This is a genomic window from Paenibacillus sp. NPDC058174, assembly GCF_042883865.1.
Lineage (GTDB): Bacteria > Bacillota > Bacilli > Paenibacillales > Paenibacillaceae > Pristimantibacillus.
On the sequence record NZ_JBHVUY010000004.1, the window covers coordinates 1 to 14,740 of the forward strand.

The 14,740-nt window shown below is 51.2% G+C and carries 14 protein-coding genes, 7 tRNA genes and 1 rRNA gene; 21 read left to right on the plus strand and 1 reads right to left on the minus strand.

Annotation, left to right across the window (positions count from 1 at the left end):
* The 8 genes from ACFVVF_RS19255 to ACFVVF_RS19290 form a co-directional block, all read left to right on the plus strand.
* A 23S ribosomal RNA gene (locus ACFVVF_RS19255) occupies positions 1-95 on the plus strand; the annotation flags it as partial.
* 104 nt (positions 96-199) lie between these two features.
* Positions 200-276: transfer RNA gene (locus ACFVVF_RS19260), tRNA-Met, on the plus strand.
* A 10-nt stretch (positions 277-286) separates the two neighbouring features.
* A tRNA-Val gene (locus ACFVVF_RS19265) sits at positions 287-362 on the plus strand.
* A 25-nt stretch (positions 363-387) separates the two neighbouring features.
* Positions 388-464: transfer RNA gene (locus ACFVVF_RS19270), tRNA-Met, on the plus strand.
* Positions 465-497: 33 nt separating this feature from the next.
* Positions 498-574, plus strand: a tRNA-Asp gene (locus ACFVVF_RS19275).
* A gap of 22 nt (positions 575-596) precedes the next feature.
* Positions 597-672, plus strand: a tRNA-Phe gene (locus tag ACFVVF_RS19280).
* Between the two features lie 11 nt (positions 673-683).
* Positions 684-768 (plus strand) — tRNA-Tyr (locus ACFVVF_RS19285).
* 14 nt (positions 769-782) lie between these two features.
* A tRNA-Lys gene (locus ACFVVF_RS19290) sits at positions 783-858 on the plus strand.
* A 193-nt stretch (positions 859-1,051) separates the two neighbouring features.
* Here ACFVVF_RS19290 and ssuE read toward each other — a convergent pair.
* Positions 1,052-1,600 (minus strand): NADPH-dependent FMN reductase, encoded by a 549-nt coding sequence (gene ssuE, locus ACFVVF_RS19295; protein ID WP_387813188.1) that lies wholly within the window; start codon positions 1,598-1,600, stop codon positions 1,052-1,054.
* A gap of 238 nt (positions 1,601-1,838) precedes the next feature.
* Between ssuE and ACFVVF_RS19300 the strand changes: the two genes are divergently transcribed.
* The 13 genes from ACFVVF_RS19300 (at position 1,839) to hisH (ending at position 14,462) form a co-directional block, all read left to right on the plus strand.
* Positions 1,839-2,993, plus strand: coding sequence for a PucR family transcriptional regulator (locus tag ACFVVF_RS19300; RefSeq protein WP_387813191.1), 1,155 nt, complete (start codon positions 1,839-1,841; stop codon positions 2,991-2,993).
* 89 nt (positions 2,994-3,082) lie between these two features.
* Positions 3,083-4,204, plus strand: coding sequence for an ABC transporter ATP-binding protein (locus tag ACFVVF_RS19305; protein ID WP_387813194.1), 1,122 nt, complete (start codon positions 3,083-3,085; stop codon positions 4,202-4,204).
* A 132-nt stretch (positions 4,205-4,336) separates the two neighbouring features.
* Positions 4,337-4,933 (plus strand): sigma-70 family RNA polymerase sigma factor, encoded by a 597-nt coding sequence (locus ACFVVF_RS19310; RefSeq protein ID WP_387813196.1) that lies wholly within the window; start codon positions 4,337-4,339, stop codon positions 4,931-4,933.
* Positions 4,878-6,233 carry a DUF4179 domain-containing protein gene (locus tag ACFVVF_RS19315; protein WP_387813199.1) on the plus strand — a complete coding sequence of 452 codons (1,356 nt, stop codon included), beginning with the start codon at positions 4,878-4,880 and terminating at the stop codon, positions 6,231-6,233. The genes ACFVVF_RS19310 and ACFVVF_RS19315 overlap by 56 nt, the downstream gene beginning before the upstream one ends.
* Before the next feature lie 118 nt (positions 6,234-6,351).
* The gene (gene hprK / locus ACFVVF_RS19320) at positions 6,352-7,290 is read left to right on the plus strand and encodes an HPr(Ser) kinase/phosphatase (protein WP_387813201.1); all 939 of its coding nucleotides are present in this window, start codon (positions 6,352-6,354) and stop codon (positions 7,288-7,290) included.
* Positions 7,291-7,359: 69 nt separating this feature from the next.
* Positions 7,360-8,346 carry a prolipoprotein diacylglyceryl transferase gene (gene lgt, locus ACFVVF_RS19325; RefSeq protein ID WP_387813204.1) on the plus strand — a complete coding sequence of 329 codons (987 nt, stop codon included), beginning with the start codon at positions 7,360-7,362 and terminating at the stop codon, positions 8,344-8,346.
* A gap of 45 nt (positions 8,347-8,391) precedes the next feature.
* Positions 8,392-9,069 (plus strand): HAD-IA family hydrolase, encoded by a 678-nt coding sequence (locus ACFVVF_RS19330; RefSeq protein WP_387813206.1) that lies wholly within the window; start codon positions 8,392-8,394, stop codon positions 9,067-9,069.
* Positions 8,999-9,571, plus strand: a complete 573-nt coding sequence (locus ACFVVF_RS19335; protein WP_387813208.1) for an acyltransferase — start codon at positions 8,999-9,001, stop codon at positions 9,569-9,571. Before ACFVVF_RS19330 ends, ACFVVF_RS19335 begins: the two co-directional genes overlap by 71 nt.
* A gap of 241 nt (positions 9,572-9,812) precedes the next feature.
* On the plus strand, positions 9,813-11,036 hold the full coding sequence (locus ACFVVF_RS19340) for an ATP phosphoribosyltransferase regulatory subunit (RefSeq protein WP_387813211.1): 1,224 nt from the start codon (positions 9,813-9,815) through the stop codon (positions 11,034-11,036).
* A gap of 32 nt (positions 11,037-11,068) precedes the next feature.
* The gene (hisG, locus tag ACFVVF_RS19345; protein ID WP_387814262.1) at positions 11,069-11,677 is read left to right on the plus strand and encodes an ATP phosphoribosyltransferase; all 609 of its coding nucleotides are present in this window, start codon (positions 11,069-11,071) and stop codon (positions 11,675-11,677) included.
* A gap of 140 nt (positions 11,678-11,817) precedes the next feature.
* Positions 11,818-13,104, plus strand: coding sequence for a histidinol dehydrogenase (gene hisD / locus ACFVVF_RS19350; protein ID WP_387813214.1), 1,287 nt, complete (start codon positions 11,818-11,820; stop codon positions 13,102-13,104).
* 136 nt (positions 13,105-13,240) lie between these two features.
* On the plus strand, positions 13,241-13,840 hold the full coding sequence (hisB, locus tag ACFVVF_RS19355; RefSeq protein ID WP_387813216.1) for an imidazoleglycerol-phosphate dehydratase HisB: 600 nt from the start codon (positions 13,241-13,243) through the stop codon (positions 13,838-13,840).
* Between the two features lies 1 nt (position 13,841).
* Positions 13,842-14,462 carry an imidazole glycerol phosphate synthase subunit HisH gene (gene hisH, locus ACFVVF_RS19360; RefSeq protein WP_387813218.1) on the plus strand — a complete coding sequence of 207 codons (621 nt, stop codon included), beginning with the start codon at positions 13,842-13,844 and terminating at the stop codon, positions 14,460-14,462.
* Positions 14,463-14,740 lie beyond the last annotated feature (278 nt).

The window sequence follows — 14,740 nt, forward strand, 5'->3', positions numbered from 1 at the left end:
AAGACCCCTTGAAGACGACGAGGTTGATAGGTTCGGGGTGGAAGCACAGCAATGTGTGGAGCTGACGAATACTAATCGGTCGAGGGCTTATCCTACTGCTAAAGTGATTCATTCAATTCGCATCCAGTTTTCAGGGCGCAAATTCCTGATCTTGTCTTCGTTCCCACGCGAGACAAGCGACAAAATGTGGGACAAGCGTGGCGGTGTAGCTCAGCTGGCTAGAGCGTACGGTTCATACCCGTGAGGTCGGGGGTTCGATCCCCTTCGCCGCTACCATATCTTTATCGGAGGCTTAGCTCAGCTGGGAGAGCATCTGCCTTACAAGCAGAGGGTCGGGGGTTCGATCCCCTCAGCCTCCACCATTTATATTTTTATATTGGTTAACGACGCGAGGTGGAGCAGTCCGGTAGCTCGTCGGGCTCATAACCCGAAGGTCACAGGTTCAAATCCTGTCTTCGCAACCAATCTTATTCGGACTTTATCCGAGTACATTCCATGGAGCTGTGGTGTAGAGGCCTAACATGCCTGCCTGTCACGCAGGAGACCGCGGGTTCGAATCCCGTCAGCTCCGCCATTTTTTTTTCAAAACAGCATAAGGCTCGGTAGCTCAGTCGGTAGAGCAGAGGACTGAAAATCCTCGTGTCGGCGGTTCGATTCCGTCCCGAGCCACCATTTAGTATTCCGGAGGGCTAGTGAAGTGGCTAAACACGGCAGACTGTAAATCTGCTCCTTTCAGGTTCGGTGGTTCGAATCCATCGCCCTCCACCATTTTCTCATCATGAGAGCCATTAGCTCAGTTGGTAGAGCACCTGACTTTTAATCAGGGTGTCGAAGGTTCGAGTCCTTCATGGCTCACCATTTTTTCAAACTTAGAACTCGCCTTCACGGCGGGTTTTTTTGATGTCTATTTTGTTGTTTATGTTATTTATGGTATTAATAATGTTTATAATGACTTCTAATTAAAAAGTGCAATTATATTTTTCTTCATTAAAGAAGGGCTGCCGCAAGGTCAAATATTGACCCAATGCGGCAGCCCTTGTTCTATTCATAATTAAGCTCTGCGTTTCAATTCTTCAACCAGCTCGGCAATGGTAGCATCAAGCCGTTCTTTCAGCTCGTCATTCAGCTGGAACTGGGATTCGCCAACTCCGGAATCCAGACGGGCGATTTGGGAGTCGATCGCATAAACGCCGCTTCCGAAATGCTTCGCATTAAGCGAGGACAGTACAGGCTTCAGCGAGTAGTCGATGGAGAGCAGATGAGCGATTGTACCGCCCAGGAAGAGCGGAGTAACGAATTTGCCGCTGAGTCCTTTTTGGGGAAGCAGATCAAGGAAAGTTTTGAGTACGCCGGTAAAAGAAGCTTTGTAGACAGGGCTTGCAATAATAACGGCCTCTGCTGCTTCAACCTTCGCAGCTGCTTCAATAATTGGCTTGCTGTCGAACTTGGCATGGATGAGATCCTCTGCAGGAAGCGAGGCCACAACCACATGGTCAAATGAAATGCCCTGCTCGGACAAATGGCTTTCTACATATTGCGTAATGCCGGACAAACGCGAGCCTGGGTTCGGGCTTCCGGATAGGATAACTACTTTAGACATATAGCTTCACTCCTTATAATGTATATAATTCCGATATAATAACTTTGAATTTACTCTACCATCTTTTAACACAAGCGTCAACGAATTTGCAGAGTGTTTCGTTTCTTTATCATTTTAACGTTGTCGGGGGATAATGTGAACCACCGGATTATCGGAATAGCTGAAATTGCCAGCCGGTATATGTTACAATGACGAAAAAAAGGCATCATTCATGGCTGGAGATAGGAGATAGACAAAAATGAGCACGACAGAATGGTTAAACCCGCTGGAGCACATTTTGAACTGTCCAGTTCGTCTGGTAACTTTGCAGCAATCCGATTGGGAAGAGTTGACGCAGAAGGCTGACCGCGTATTTTACAGTGATGACAATAACGGCAGATTGGCGGCAGAAGGCAGCCGTGTTGAGCAGGATGGCACCACATGGATCGTTGTAGGAAGCGCTAACAAGACAATTGAAGCCATCGAGATTGAAGGCTCAAGCCTTCAGCAAAGAGAGCTGGAGCTCATTAGCTGGACGCTTCGCACGCAAAGCCTGCGCAATCAAACGGCCAAAGCACCGGCGGCCTCCTTATCGGAAAGCGAGAACTTTGCACTCAAGCTTAGTGAATGGATCCAGCAGCAGCTGGAGTCGGAAGAGCCTTCTTATTCAATACCTGACAGCCTTACGGCTGGCGGCAAGCTTTTTGCCGAGATGATTCCTTTTCTTCTTATTACAGAGCAGCCCAATACGACGAAGCAAGCTGCTTATTCAGAACTGGAGAAGCTGCTTCGCTCCTTCCTGGCTGACGATATTTTACTCATTCCTCTTAAAAATCAAGAATGGCTCATCTGGGGGCCTGCTTCCCTTCTGAGGGATGCCGATTCCGAATTGGCTGATGACGAGGATGAAGAGACGGTTGAGGACAGTCTGGCTTCCATTTGCCATGGCCTGCATGAAATGCTCGCAAGCGAATGGATCGGCGAGTGCCATCTTGCTGTCGCCCACCCGACAAGTCCAGCGAAGGGCGTCGTAGAGACGACTGCACTTCTTCGTGAAACGATTAATCTGGGCCGGAAATTTCACGTCGGCACCAATATCCATCTGCCGTGGATGCTGCAGCTGGAGAGATTGCTTAACGCCATCCCGGAGGTACAGCGCTCGCGTTATTTGGAGCATTCGCTCAAGAGAAGCGAATTGTTCGTTGAAGCGGAGATGCTTGCTACGCTGGAAGCGTTCTTTGCGCTCGATTGCAATGTCAGCGAGACGGCCAAGAAACTGTACATTCACCGCAATACGCTGCTTTACCGGCTGGATAAGCTGAAGCAGGAGACAGGCCTTGATGTCAGGCAGTTTAGAGATGCCGTATTGGTTAAAATCATTTTACTATTGTACAAAGTTACGAAAAGAAATTAGTTTTTTTGTACAGTTTGTGCATAGTCAGCATACTGGGCTGTGGGATAAGATATAAGCATAACGAAATTTCTTTTAGGGGGAAAAATCACATGGCAGGCGTACGCTTAGAAGGCATTTACAAAAAATACCCGGGTTCCGACAAAGCATCGGTAACTGACGTTAACCTTGATATCAAAGACAAAGAGTTTCTCGTATTGGTTGGTCCATCCGGTTGCGGTAAATCGACAACACTGCGTATGATCGCAGGACTTGAAGAGATTTCCGAAGGTAAATTGTTCATCGGCGACCGTCTTGTAAATGACGTAGCTCCTAAAGACCGCGACATCGCGATGGTATTCCAATCCTACGCGTTGTACCCGCACATGAACGTATATCAAAACATGGCTTTCGGCCTTAAACTTCGTAAATTCAAAAAAGCGGACATCGACAAACGCGTTCGTGAAGCCGCTAAAATTCTCGATATTGAGCACTTGCTTGACCGTAAACCAAAAGCACTCTCCGGCGGTCAACGCCAACGTGTCGCTTTGGGACGCGCAATCGTGCGTGAGCCGCAAGTATTCTTGATGGATGAGCCGCTCTCCAACTTGGATGCTAAACTTCGTGGTCAAATGCGTGCGGAAATTTCCAAGCTGACTAAACGTCTGGAAACTACGACAATCTACGTAACGCATGACCAGATCGAAGCAATGACGATGGGTGACCGTATCGTTGTTATGAAAGACGGCTTCATTCAACAAACAGCTTCTCCGGAAGAGCTTTACAACCACCCTGTTAACATTTTCGTAGCTGGCTTTATCGGCGCGCCTTCGATGAACTTCATCAGCGGCACAGTTGCTGAGCAAGGCGGAGCTTTGAAATTCAAAGCGACTGGCGTAGACGTTGCGATTCCAGAAGGTAAAGCAGCTGTTCTTCGTTCCAAAGGTTATGTAGGCAAAGAAGTTATTCTGGGCATTCGTCCAGAGGATCTTCACGAAGAGCCTGTATTCCTGGAAGCATCCCCGAACACAATCGTTAACGCGAACATCGAGGTTGCAGAAAACCTGGGTCACGAAATGTACCTGTACCTGAACGGTATCGGCACAGAGACTGTTATCGCACGTGTAGACGGACGTTCCGCACTGCGTGACGGTTCCAGCGTTAAACTGGCTCTGGACATGAACAAAGTACACTTGTTCGACAAAGAGTCCGAGCTGAACATTTTCGAAAACTAATCCATCCGTTATTCCAAGGCTGTCTCCCGATGGGGGGCAGCCTTTTTTGCATTTATCCGAAAAAAAAGGAAAACCGTTTGAGCCAGTTGTGCGTCTAATTGTCAGCAAGGGGTTGCGCAGAGGGGGAAGGGCATGGATAAAGACGAGTGGGCGGCTGCAGCGGTGAAAGGCGATGAAGATGCGTTATTTCGGCGAATTGAAATCGATAAGCGCCAGCTTTACGGCATTGCCTATTCATATATGAGGAACGAGACGGATGCCATGGAGGTTGTGCAGGAGACTGTGTGCAGAGTATGGGCAAAAAGGCGGTCGCTGCTTGATCCAAAGCTGTTCACGACCTGGATGATTCGTATTCTAATACGTGTCTGTATGGATGAAAGGAAAAAGAAGCGCAGGGAGATGGTTTCGTCTAGTTCCGAACTTCAAGGCTGGACGGAAGACCCGACGAAAAATAATTTGCCGGATGTAGCGGAGCGAATCGACATGGAAGCTCAGATTAAGGGGCTGCCGTCGAAATACCGGATGGTCATTGTCTTGAAGTATTATCGGGATTTGACCATTACGGAAATTGCCGAGCTGCTGGAAAAGCCGGACGGAACGGTGCGTACTTGGCTGCATAAGGGCCTGAAGCTATTGAAAAGCGACTTAACAGCGATAGGGAAGGGGGAAGACCATGAACAGGGAGGCAGAAAAGGACTGGGAAGAGGTGCTTCAGGCGTTGCGGAATGACCGTCAGCAGCTGGAGCATGAGAGAAATGAACCTAGTGATGTAGAGCTTGATGCGGTGATAAAAACAGGCTTGAAGCTTGGCGGCAAACGTTTGGTACGAATGAAGCGGCGAAGACTGGGACTGCAAATGCTCGTATCGGCCATATGCGTCTTTATGCTGCTTACCGCGTTTATTAAAGTCTCTCCCGCTTTCGCTGCGATGCTGCGCGACATTCCGGGCTTTAGCGGATTTGTGAAGCTGATCGAAAGCGATACAACGCTCCAAAGCGCAATAAACAATGAGTTCATTCAGCCTGTGAATAAGTCGGACAGCAAGAACGGATATACCTTAACGGTCAGCGGCATAATGGCTGATGATCAGCGCGTCGTTATCCTTTATTCCGGCACAGGGCCGGGTGTGACAAAAAACACTCAGGTTAAGAAATATGTCATTCAAGATGAGCATGGCAAAGAAATTGTCGCTTCCATCGGGTGGAGTCATTTTGCGGAGAATGAAGAGGTTGGGGCAATGTACGACAAGTTCGACATCGTGATGGGAGACGGTCATCCCGTACCGCAAACGATTCATTTGGAAGTAAATCTGGAAGGACAATGGTTAGCTGTCGATATTCCTGTCGATCATAGCCGTTTCGAGAATCTTAAGGAGATCATTCCTCTCCATAAAGATTTGGAGGTCGGCGGGCAGCATTTTACATTGAAGAAAGCGATTATTACACCTTTGCAGATCAGTATCGATGTGGAAACCGATCCCTCAAACGTGAAGAAGTCGAATGGCTTTATTAAGCTGGCTCTTGTCGACGAGAAAGGCAGGCGATGGGATACAAAAGGCGGATTTGGCATGCTGGACGAGGGGATGACGATTCATTTTCAAAGCAACTATTTCGAAAAGCCGAAAAAGCTGTATTTCGTTGCCGACGGTCTGCTGATGTCGGAGCGAAACAAGAAGTTTGTCATTAATACAGAGACAGGAGAGACGCTAGAAACACCGGATAGCCGGTTTCAATTAAAGAGCGCGGCAGGCGGAAGTCTCACGGTATCTTTCTCAGATCTTGATGAGACGGAAACCGGTTATGGATTTTGGTTTTTTAATTACGGGGCAACGTTCCGGGATGCTTCCGATAAGACCTATAAGCTGCTCGACAAAGAAGGGACCCAGTATTCATGGCGTCCAACCGAGACAGGATCGGATGCAGAGGCTTACTACGAGATTCCGGTTGCTGACTATGTACAGCCGCTTACTTTTGACGTATATCAATATCCGGGGTATGTGTTGGAGCCGATTCACATTGAACTAAAATAAAGCTTTTGGCGCCGTGCAGCGGTCAAACGTTGCGTTCGGCGCTTTTTTCCTTTACGATGAAGTCATTGGAAATCCACTTACATACGGACATATAGCGGTTAGATGAGGAGGCCGTACGATGGCTAAGAAAGTAAAGGTATCACAGCTGGTTCAGCATTTCTCGCTAGAAATCATATCCGGAGAAGACGGCTTGAAGCGTTCAATTACGGTAGACGATCTGTATCGCCCGGGTCTCGAGATGGCCGGGTATTTCGACTATCATCCCAGCGAACGCGTTCAGCTCCTCGGAAAAACGGAATTAACGTTTCTGAGCACACTGTCGACGGAGGAGCGCAAGTATCGGCTGGCGCAGCTCTGCCACGATGATACGCCTTGCATCATTATAACAAGGGGATTGGAAGCGCCTGCTGAGCTGATTGAGCATTCAAACTCTGCACAAATCCCCGTGCTTCGCAGCAATACAGCGACAACGATTTTGTTCAGCCGAATTACCGATTTCTTGGAGAAAAAGCTTGCGCCTACAGCGACGATTCACGGTGTACTCGTAGACGTATATGGCGTGGGGATGCTTATTACCGGGGGAAGCGGCATCGGTAAAAGCGAGACGGCGCTGGAGCTGGTGAAGCGCGGACATCGGCTAGTAGCCGATGATGCCGTCGAAATTCGCCAGACGTCGGACAATCAGCTGCACGGCAGCGCACCGGAGCTCATCCGGCACCTGCTGGAGATCCGCGGTCTCGGAATTATTAATGTCATGACACTGTTCGGCGCAGGAGCGGTACGCAACACGAAGCGTATCTCGCTTGTCATTAAGCTGGAGAACTGGCAGCAGGACAAGCAATATGACCGTCTGGGGCTGGATGAGGAGAAAACACGCATTATCGACACGGATGTGACGCTCGTTACGGTACCGGTTAGACCAGGCCGCAACTTGGCTGTTATTATCGAAGTGGCCGCGATGAACTTCCGCTTGAAGCGGATGGGCTACAACGCCGCTCTGCAATTTACGAACAAGCTGACGGAGACGATTGCTGAAGATGCGGATGACTACGATTGATTCGATCGTGCCTGTGAAGCTTGGCTGAAGGAACCCATTCCAAGCGATAAGAAAAGGAGCTTATAACTCATGAGTATGATGATTAATCCCATCGCTTTTTCAATTGGATCGATTGATGTGCGCTGGTACGGCATTATTCTAGGTACAGCCGCTCTTGTCGGCCTGCTGCTCGCTGTTCAAGAGGGCAAGCGCTTCGGGATCAAGCCTGATTTCTTTATGGATTTGCTGCTGTTAGGCGTACCTTCCGCTGTTATTGGCGCCCGTATCTATTATGTAGCGTTCAAATGGGATGATTACAAAAACAATTTGATGGATGTCTTCAAAATATGGAACGGCGGCATCGCGATTTATGGCGCGTTGATCGGGGCTTTCATATGCGGTTATTTCTATTTCCGCTATAAAGGCTATAGCTTCTGGCGGCTGGTCGATATTTGTGCGCCGTCCTTGCTTGCTGGTCAAATGATCGGACGCTGGGGCAACTTCATGAACCAGGAGGCATATGGCGGTGTGGTAGAAGAAAGCTTCCTCCGCGATACGCTGCATTTGCCGAATTTTATCGTCAATCAGATGAATATTAATGGGGAAGGCATTTACCATCACCCCGCATTCCTGTATGAATCGATCTGGAGTCTGGTGGGTATCGCCATTCTGTTTATTTTGCGCCGTCAAAAGTTTTTGCGCGCAGGCGAGCTGGTAGCGAGCTACTTCATCTGGTATTCCATCGGCCGCTTCTTCATTGAAGCATTGCGTACAGACAGCTTGGCGTTCCAAGGTCCGGCATGGCTGGCTTCCCTCGTTAACGGCCTGTGGACGCCAATGACCGTGGTGTTCGAGCAAGGTTACCTCGATCCGGCTTACGGCAATATACGAATTTCGCAGCTGCTGGCAATTGGTCTCATTATCGCGGCCATCGCATTTATCATCATTCGCAGAGTAACAGGAGCCGCTTCGGCACGTTATTCCGATCCGATCGTATCGACGAAGGAAAAAACGCCATCGGCATCTGAAAGCGCAGCGGCAGCAGAGCTTGATGGCACGCCGAAGACGGAAGGGTAACGGGCTGTAAAAGCGTATTTCAGACAAGTAGGAGTGAAAGCAAACGTGATTAAACCTGTACGTACGATGCTGTTCGATCTGGACGGGACTATAGTAGACACCAATGAGCTAATCATCCGCTCGTTTCTGGAGGCATTGAAGGGCGTCGTCCCGGAAGGATTTTCACGGGAGCATATTATTCCCAGCATGGGCTTGACGTTGTCTGACCAGATGAAGATCTTCTCCGGACTGGAGCAAGTCGATCATCTGATTGCGGCGTACCGCGAAGTGAATGCCAGGCTGCATAATGAGCTGGTCAAGCCTTTTGCCTATGTTGCCGAAGTGATGAACCATCTTCAGCAGCAAGGGGTTCGCATCGGTATTGTGACGACGAAAATGCGGTTCAGCACAGAGAAAAGCTTAAAGTTCGTCGGGCTGTATGACTACATTGTTCCTGATGCGATCGTAACGATCGATGATGTGAAAAATGCGAAGCCGCATCCTGAGCCGGTGCTGCTGGCGCTGGACAAGCTGGGCGTAGAGCCCGGGGATGCCATCATGGTTGGTGACAGTCCTGTCGATATGCAGTCGGCCAACGCGGCTGGCGTCGTATCGGTTGGCGTTGCCTGGTCGCTTAAAGGAGCGGAAAAGCTGCGGGAGAGCGGAGCGAAGCATGTCATTGACGACATGCGGGAGCTGTACGCTTTTGCCGGATTGGAGCGGGAGAAGCTTGCGGGACGTTGAGATTTATCCGGTAGAAGGGCCAAACGCGCTATGGCAGGTATACTCGACGGTTAGCCGCTTCAAGGCGGTACGCAACTTTATTTTTATCCAAATTGCCCGCTATTGTCCGATTCTGCCGGTGAAGAACTGGATCTATCGCCGCATACTCGGAATGAAGGTCGGCAAGTATACTGCCTTCGCGCTGATGGTGATGGTCGATGTATTTTTCCCCGAGAAGATTGAGGTCGGTGACAATAGCATTATCGGCTATAATACGACGATACTGACGCATGAATATTTGATCCGCGAGTATCGGCTTGGCCGTGTGCGTATTGGAGCCAATGTAATGATTGGCGCTAATACGACGATTTTGCCGGGCGTGACGATTGGCGATCATGCAGTTGTAGCTGCTGGCTCGGTCGTTCATAAAGATGTACCGGCCTATACGTTCGTCGGCGGCAATCCGATGCGCGAGATTAAACGCTCGCCGGGCAGAAGCGAAGAGAAGGAAGTTCAGGTTTAATACGGATTAATGCCTGAACAGAATAGGATAGGAATGACCTCACCCTCTGCGGATTTTGATTCTGCGGGGGGTGAGGTTTGTTAGGATGTATGTATCATGGCATCGGGGCAAATGAAATCCTCTGACCAGCAGGCGGATAGCCTTGACGAATGCGATCGCTTCATGCTAATATCGATAAATACTTTATGTTATTAGCAATTTAAAACTTTAACATACTAAAGCATTTGAGGGTGAATTCAAAATGTCGAAACCAAAGGTATTTGAAAAGCCGATTGGCGTTAAAGATTACCTCCCGAGCGCCGTAGCCAAGCTGCGTCAAATTGAGCGCGACGTATTGGCCTGCATGGGAGGCTGGGGCTATGAGCAAATCATTACGCCAACGATTGAGTATTACGATACGGTTGGCGTAGCAAGCTCTACATCGGATCAGAAGCTTTTCAAGCTTCTGAACAACCGCGGAACAACGCTTGTGCTGCGCTCCGATATGACGGCGCCAATCGCGCGCGTCGTATCTTCTTTGCTGAAGGAACAGCCATTTCCGCTCCGTTTGTCCTATCATGCGAACATTTTCCGTTCCATTGAAGAGGAAGCGGGCCGGGAAGCGGAGTTTTTTCAGACGGGTGTTGAGCTTGTTGGCGATGCTTCGGCTGAGGCGGATGCCGAGGTCGTTGCACTTGCAATTGCTTCCTTGAAAGCGGCAGGCGTGGAACGGTTTAAAATCGCCATCGGCCACATGGGCTTCCTGAACGGCTTGTTCGGGCAAACGTTGTCTGGCCGTGAGGATGCGCAGGAGCAATTGAAGGCTTGCCTGCTTGGCCGCGATTATGTCGGCTATCGTGATCAACTGCGCAAGCTGTCGCTGGCGGAGCCGGTGCAGCGTGAGCTGGAGAGCATTCTGCGACTGCGCGGCGGCCAGGAAATTTGCGACCAAGCGCTGGAGCTTACGACGGATGAGACAGCACAGGCATCCATTCGTCATTTGTGCGAGATTTGGGATGTGCTGAAAGCCTACGGCGTCTGCGAGCATGTATTGATCGATCTGACGATGATCGGTGATTTCTCTTACTACACAGGCATGACATTCGAAGGCTATGCGGCGGATTTGGGCTTCCCGGTCGTCAGCGGCGGCCGTTATGACAATCTGCTTGGCCAATTCGGGCGTCCGACGCCGGCGACGGGCTTCGCGATCAAGACGACGCGCATTCTGGAGCTGCTTGGCGACCAGGATGATACGGCGGCATCAGCGCCGCGTGTGCTGATCGGCTACGATACAGACGGGCGTGCCGAGGCGCTTGCAGAAGCGCAGCGTCTTCGCGGCGAAGGACAATCGGTCGTGACGGAGCGGATGAGTGCAGAGGAAGCAGGCAAAGTGTCAGAAGGCGCTTTTTCATATAAAGGCAATACATTTACGGAGCGGGCGTTCTACATCGCCGGCATTGAACGGACAGGAGGCAGCCGGGCGTGAGCGGAGCAGGGAAAGAGATTTTGAAGGTGGCAATGCCGAAGGGACGGATCTACAAGCAGGCATCGAAGTTGTTTCGGGAAGCAGGACTGCCGATTCCGAGCGATTTTGACGATACGCGCAAGCTGATTATTGAGCTCCCGGAAGCGGGAATGGAGTTTATTATGGCGAAGCCGGTAGACGTTCCTACTTACGTGGAATACGGCGTGGCTGATATCGGGATTGTCGGCAAGGACGTTCTGATGGAGGAGAACAAGGATGTCTACGAGCTGCTGGATCTGGGCATTGCGAAATGCCGGATGTCGGTGATCGGGCTTCCGGACTGGAAACCCGTAATCAATCCTCGTGTAGCGACAAAATATCCGTCTGTTGCTTCGGCTTATTTCCGCGAACGCGGCCAGCAGGTTGAGGTGATCAAGCTCAACGGCTCTATCGAGCTTGCGCCATTGATCGGGCTAGCGGACCGTATCGTCGATATGGTGGAAACGGGGCAGACGCTGCGGGAAAACGGTCTGGTTGAGATGGAAGAGATTTTCGGCATTACGAGCCGTCTCATTGCGAACCGCGTCAGCTACCGGATGAAAAATGATGCGATTCAAAGCCTCTGTGACCGGCTTCAAACTACGATTGCTGCGAAGGTATAACCCTTCCTATAGGGTGAATGAAGAGTCGGATGTGAAAGGGTTTTAAGTATATGATGATGCGGCTGGCTCGGTTGAGCGGGTTTCCTTCTTAAGGATTGAAACTGAGGAATCAGGCTGCGGTGATAGGGGGATTAAAGGCTATGCGTATTATGAAACCGGAGCAATTTGGACTGCAGCGCGAGGTGGAGTATGGATCGCCTGCGCAAAATGAAGCGGTTCGCCGAATTGTGGAGGATGTTCGGACGGAGGGCGATGCGGCATTGCTCCGTTACACGGAGGAGCATGACCGTGTTCGTCTGGAAGCTTCGTCGCTGCGAGTGACGCAGCAAGAAATTGAAGCGGCGTATGACAAGGTAGACGCTGATTTTCTTACGGCTATCCGTGAGGCAGCCGTGAACATTCGGGTATTCCACGAGAAGCAGCTTCGCAACTCGTGGATGGACTTGCAGCCGGACGGGACGATGCTGGGGCAAATTCTCCGCCCGCTGAAGCGGGTCGGCGTCTATGTGCCCGGTGGCAAAGCGGCGTATCCGTCGTCCGTGCTGATGAACGTCATTCCGGCACAGGTGGCTGGCGTGCCGGAGATCGTGATGGTAACGCCGCCGTCTACTGGCGGCAAGGAAGGGATCGACCCGTATATTCTCGTAGCCGCCGCTGAAGCGGGCGTCAAGGAGATGTACCGGGTCGGCGGCGCGCAAGCGATTGCCGCATTGGCATACGGCACGGCATCGATCACTCCGGTCGATAAAATTTGCGGACCGGGCAATATTTATGTGGCGCTGGCGAAGCGCGCCGTATTCGGCGCTGTCGATATCGACAGCATCGCCGGGCCAAGCGAGATCGTCGTGCTCGCTGATGAAGCGGCGAATGCGTCGTACATTGCGGCCGACTTGCTGTCGCAGGCCGAGCATGATGAGATGGCATCTGCGATTCTTGTGACGCCGTCGGAGTCACTGGGGCAAGCAGTTGCCGCTGAAGTGGAGCGCCAACTGGCGACGCTGCCGCGTGAGGCGATTGCCCGCGCATCGATCGACAGCTATGGCGCGATCTTGATCGTCGAATCGCTAGAAGCGGGAATCGACGTCGTCAACCGGCTGGCTCCCGAGCATTTGGAAGTGCTGACAGCAGATCCGATGAGCCTGCTTGGCTTGATCGAGAATGCAGGCGCGATTTTCCTCGGACCGTACAGCTCTGAACCAGTAGGGGATTATTTTGCAGGCCCGAACCACATCATTCCAACGAACGGCACGGCGCGATTCTCTTCGCCAGTCAACGTGGATGACTTCTTGAAGAAATCGAGCCTGATCTATTACAGCAAGCAAGCGCTGCTGACGAATGGCGGCAAAATTATGACGCTGGCGCGGCATGAGGGGCTTGAGGCGCATGCCCGGGCGATTGAGATCCGTTTGGAGCAAGAGGGCCAGTAAGAGCGGGAAGAGGACTGTTGTTTGAATCGACACATTCTATGTTGGATGCGATGCGTTTGAGCAGCCGTCCTGCAGGCATTAGAAGGAAGCCTCTGTAGGCGAGTGTTGAACTATAAATGGAAAGAAGGATGGAATAATGACTGAGCTTATTCAGCGGAAGGCTGAGATTGCGCGCAAGACCAATGAGACAGATATTAAGCTGGCGTTTGCAGTAGACGGTACGGGCGAAGTGAAACTGGAGACAGACGTTCCTTTTCTGAACCACATGCTGGATCTGTTTGCGAAGCACGGGCAATTCGATCTGCAAGTCGAAGCTCGCGGCGACATTGATATTGACGATCACCACACGGTTGAGGATATCGGAATTTGCCTTGGACAGACACTGCGCGAAGCGCTTGGCGACAAACGCGGCATTAAGCGCTATGCAAGTGTTTTTGTACCGATGGACGAAGCGCTCGCCCAGGTTATTGTTGATGTGAGCAACCGCCCGCATTTTGAATACCGTGCGGAATATCCTTCGGCCCAAGTAGGCAGCTTCTCCACTGAACTGGTGCATGAATTCCTGTGGAAGCTGGCGCTTGAAGCCCGCATCACGCTTCACGTCATCGTACACTACGGCCAGAACACGCACCATATGATCGAAGCGGTCTTTAAAGCGCTCGGCCGGGCAATCGACGAAGCGTCAATTATCGATCCACGCGTACAAGGAGTGCCTTCGACGAAAGGGGTACTGTAGGATGATCGCAATTATCGACTACGGCATGGGCAACCTGCACAGCGTAAGCAAGGCCGTAGAGAGACTTGGCTATGAGGCCGTCATTACAGCCGATCCTGCCGTTATCGCTGCCGCGGACGGAGCGATCCTCCCGGGCGTTGGCGCATTTGGCGACGCTATGGACAATTTGCGCGAGACGGGCATGGATGCGGTAACGACAGCGTATGCCGCTTCCGGCAAGCCGCTGCTGGGCATCTGCCTTGGCATGCAGCTGCTCTTCAGCCAAAGCGAGGAGCATGGCATCAACGAAGGTTTGTCACTGCTCCCGGGCAAGGTCATCCGCTTCCAAGGTGACTACAAGATCCCGCATATGGGCTGGAACAAGCTGAGCTTTGAACAAAGCGAAAGCCCGCTGTTCAAAGGGTTGGAAGAGGGGCATGTCTATTTCGTCCACTCGTTCCACGCGAAGCCGGAGCAAGCCTCCGACCTGCTCGCGACGACCGACTACTACCAGCAAGTAACGGCAATCGTCGGCCGCGGCAACGTGTACGGCATGCAGTTCCACCCGGAAAAAAGCGGCGAGCTTGGCATGCAATTGCTGGGCAATTTCCTTGCCCTGGCGGGCGTTCCGGTGAAGAGCTAGTATTATTGATCTCTCGGCTTGGCATGAGGTAGATGAAGCTAAATACCACTCTCGTAGCTGCTTCATCTGAAGCGCCGACTAACGAGCTAACTTCGCTAAATAGTGAAACTAACTTCGTTCCTATAGCTGCTCATTCTCTAGGTCGCCGATTACGAACCAACTTCGCAAATTAGTGAAACTAACTTCGCTGCGGAGCTCAGCTCCAGCAATAATTGGCCTCCAACGGACCAACTTCGCATAATAAGGAAACTAACTTCGCTATGGAGGTTAATTCGAGC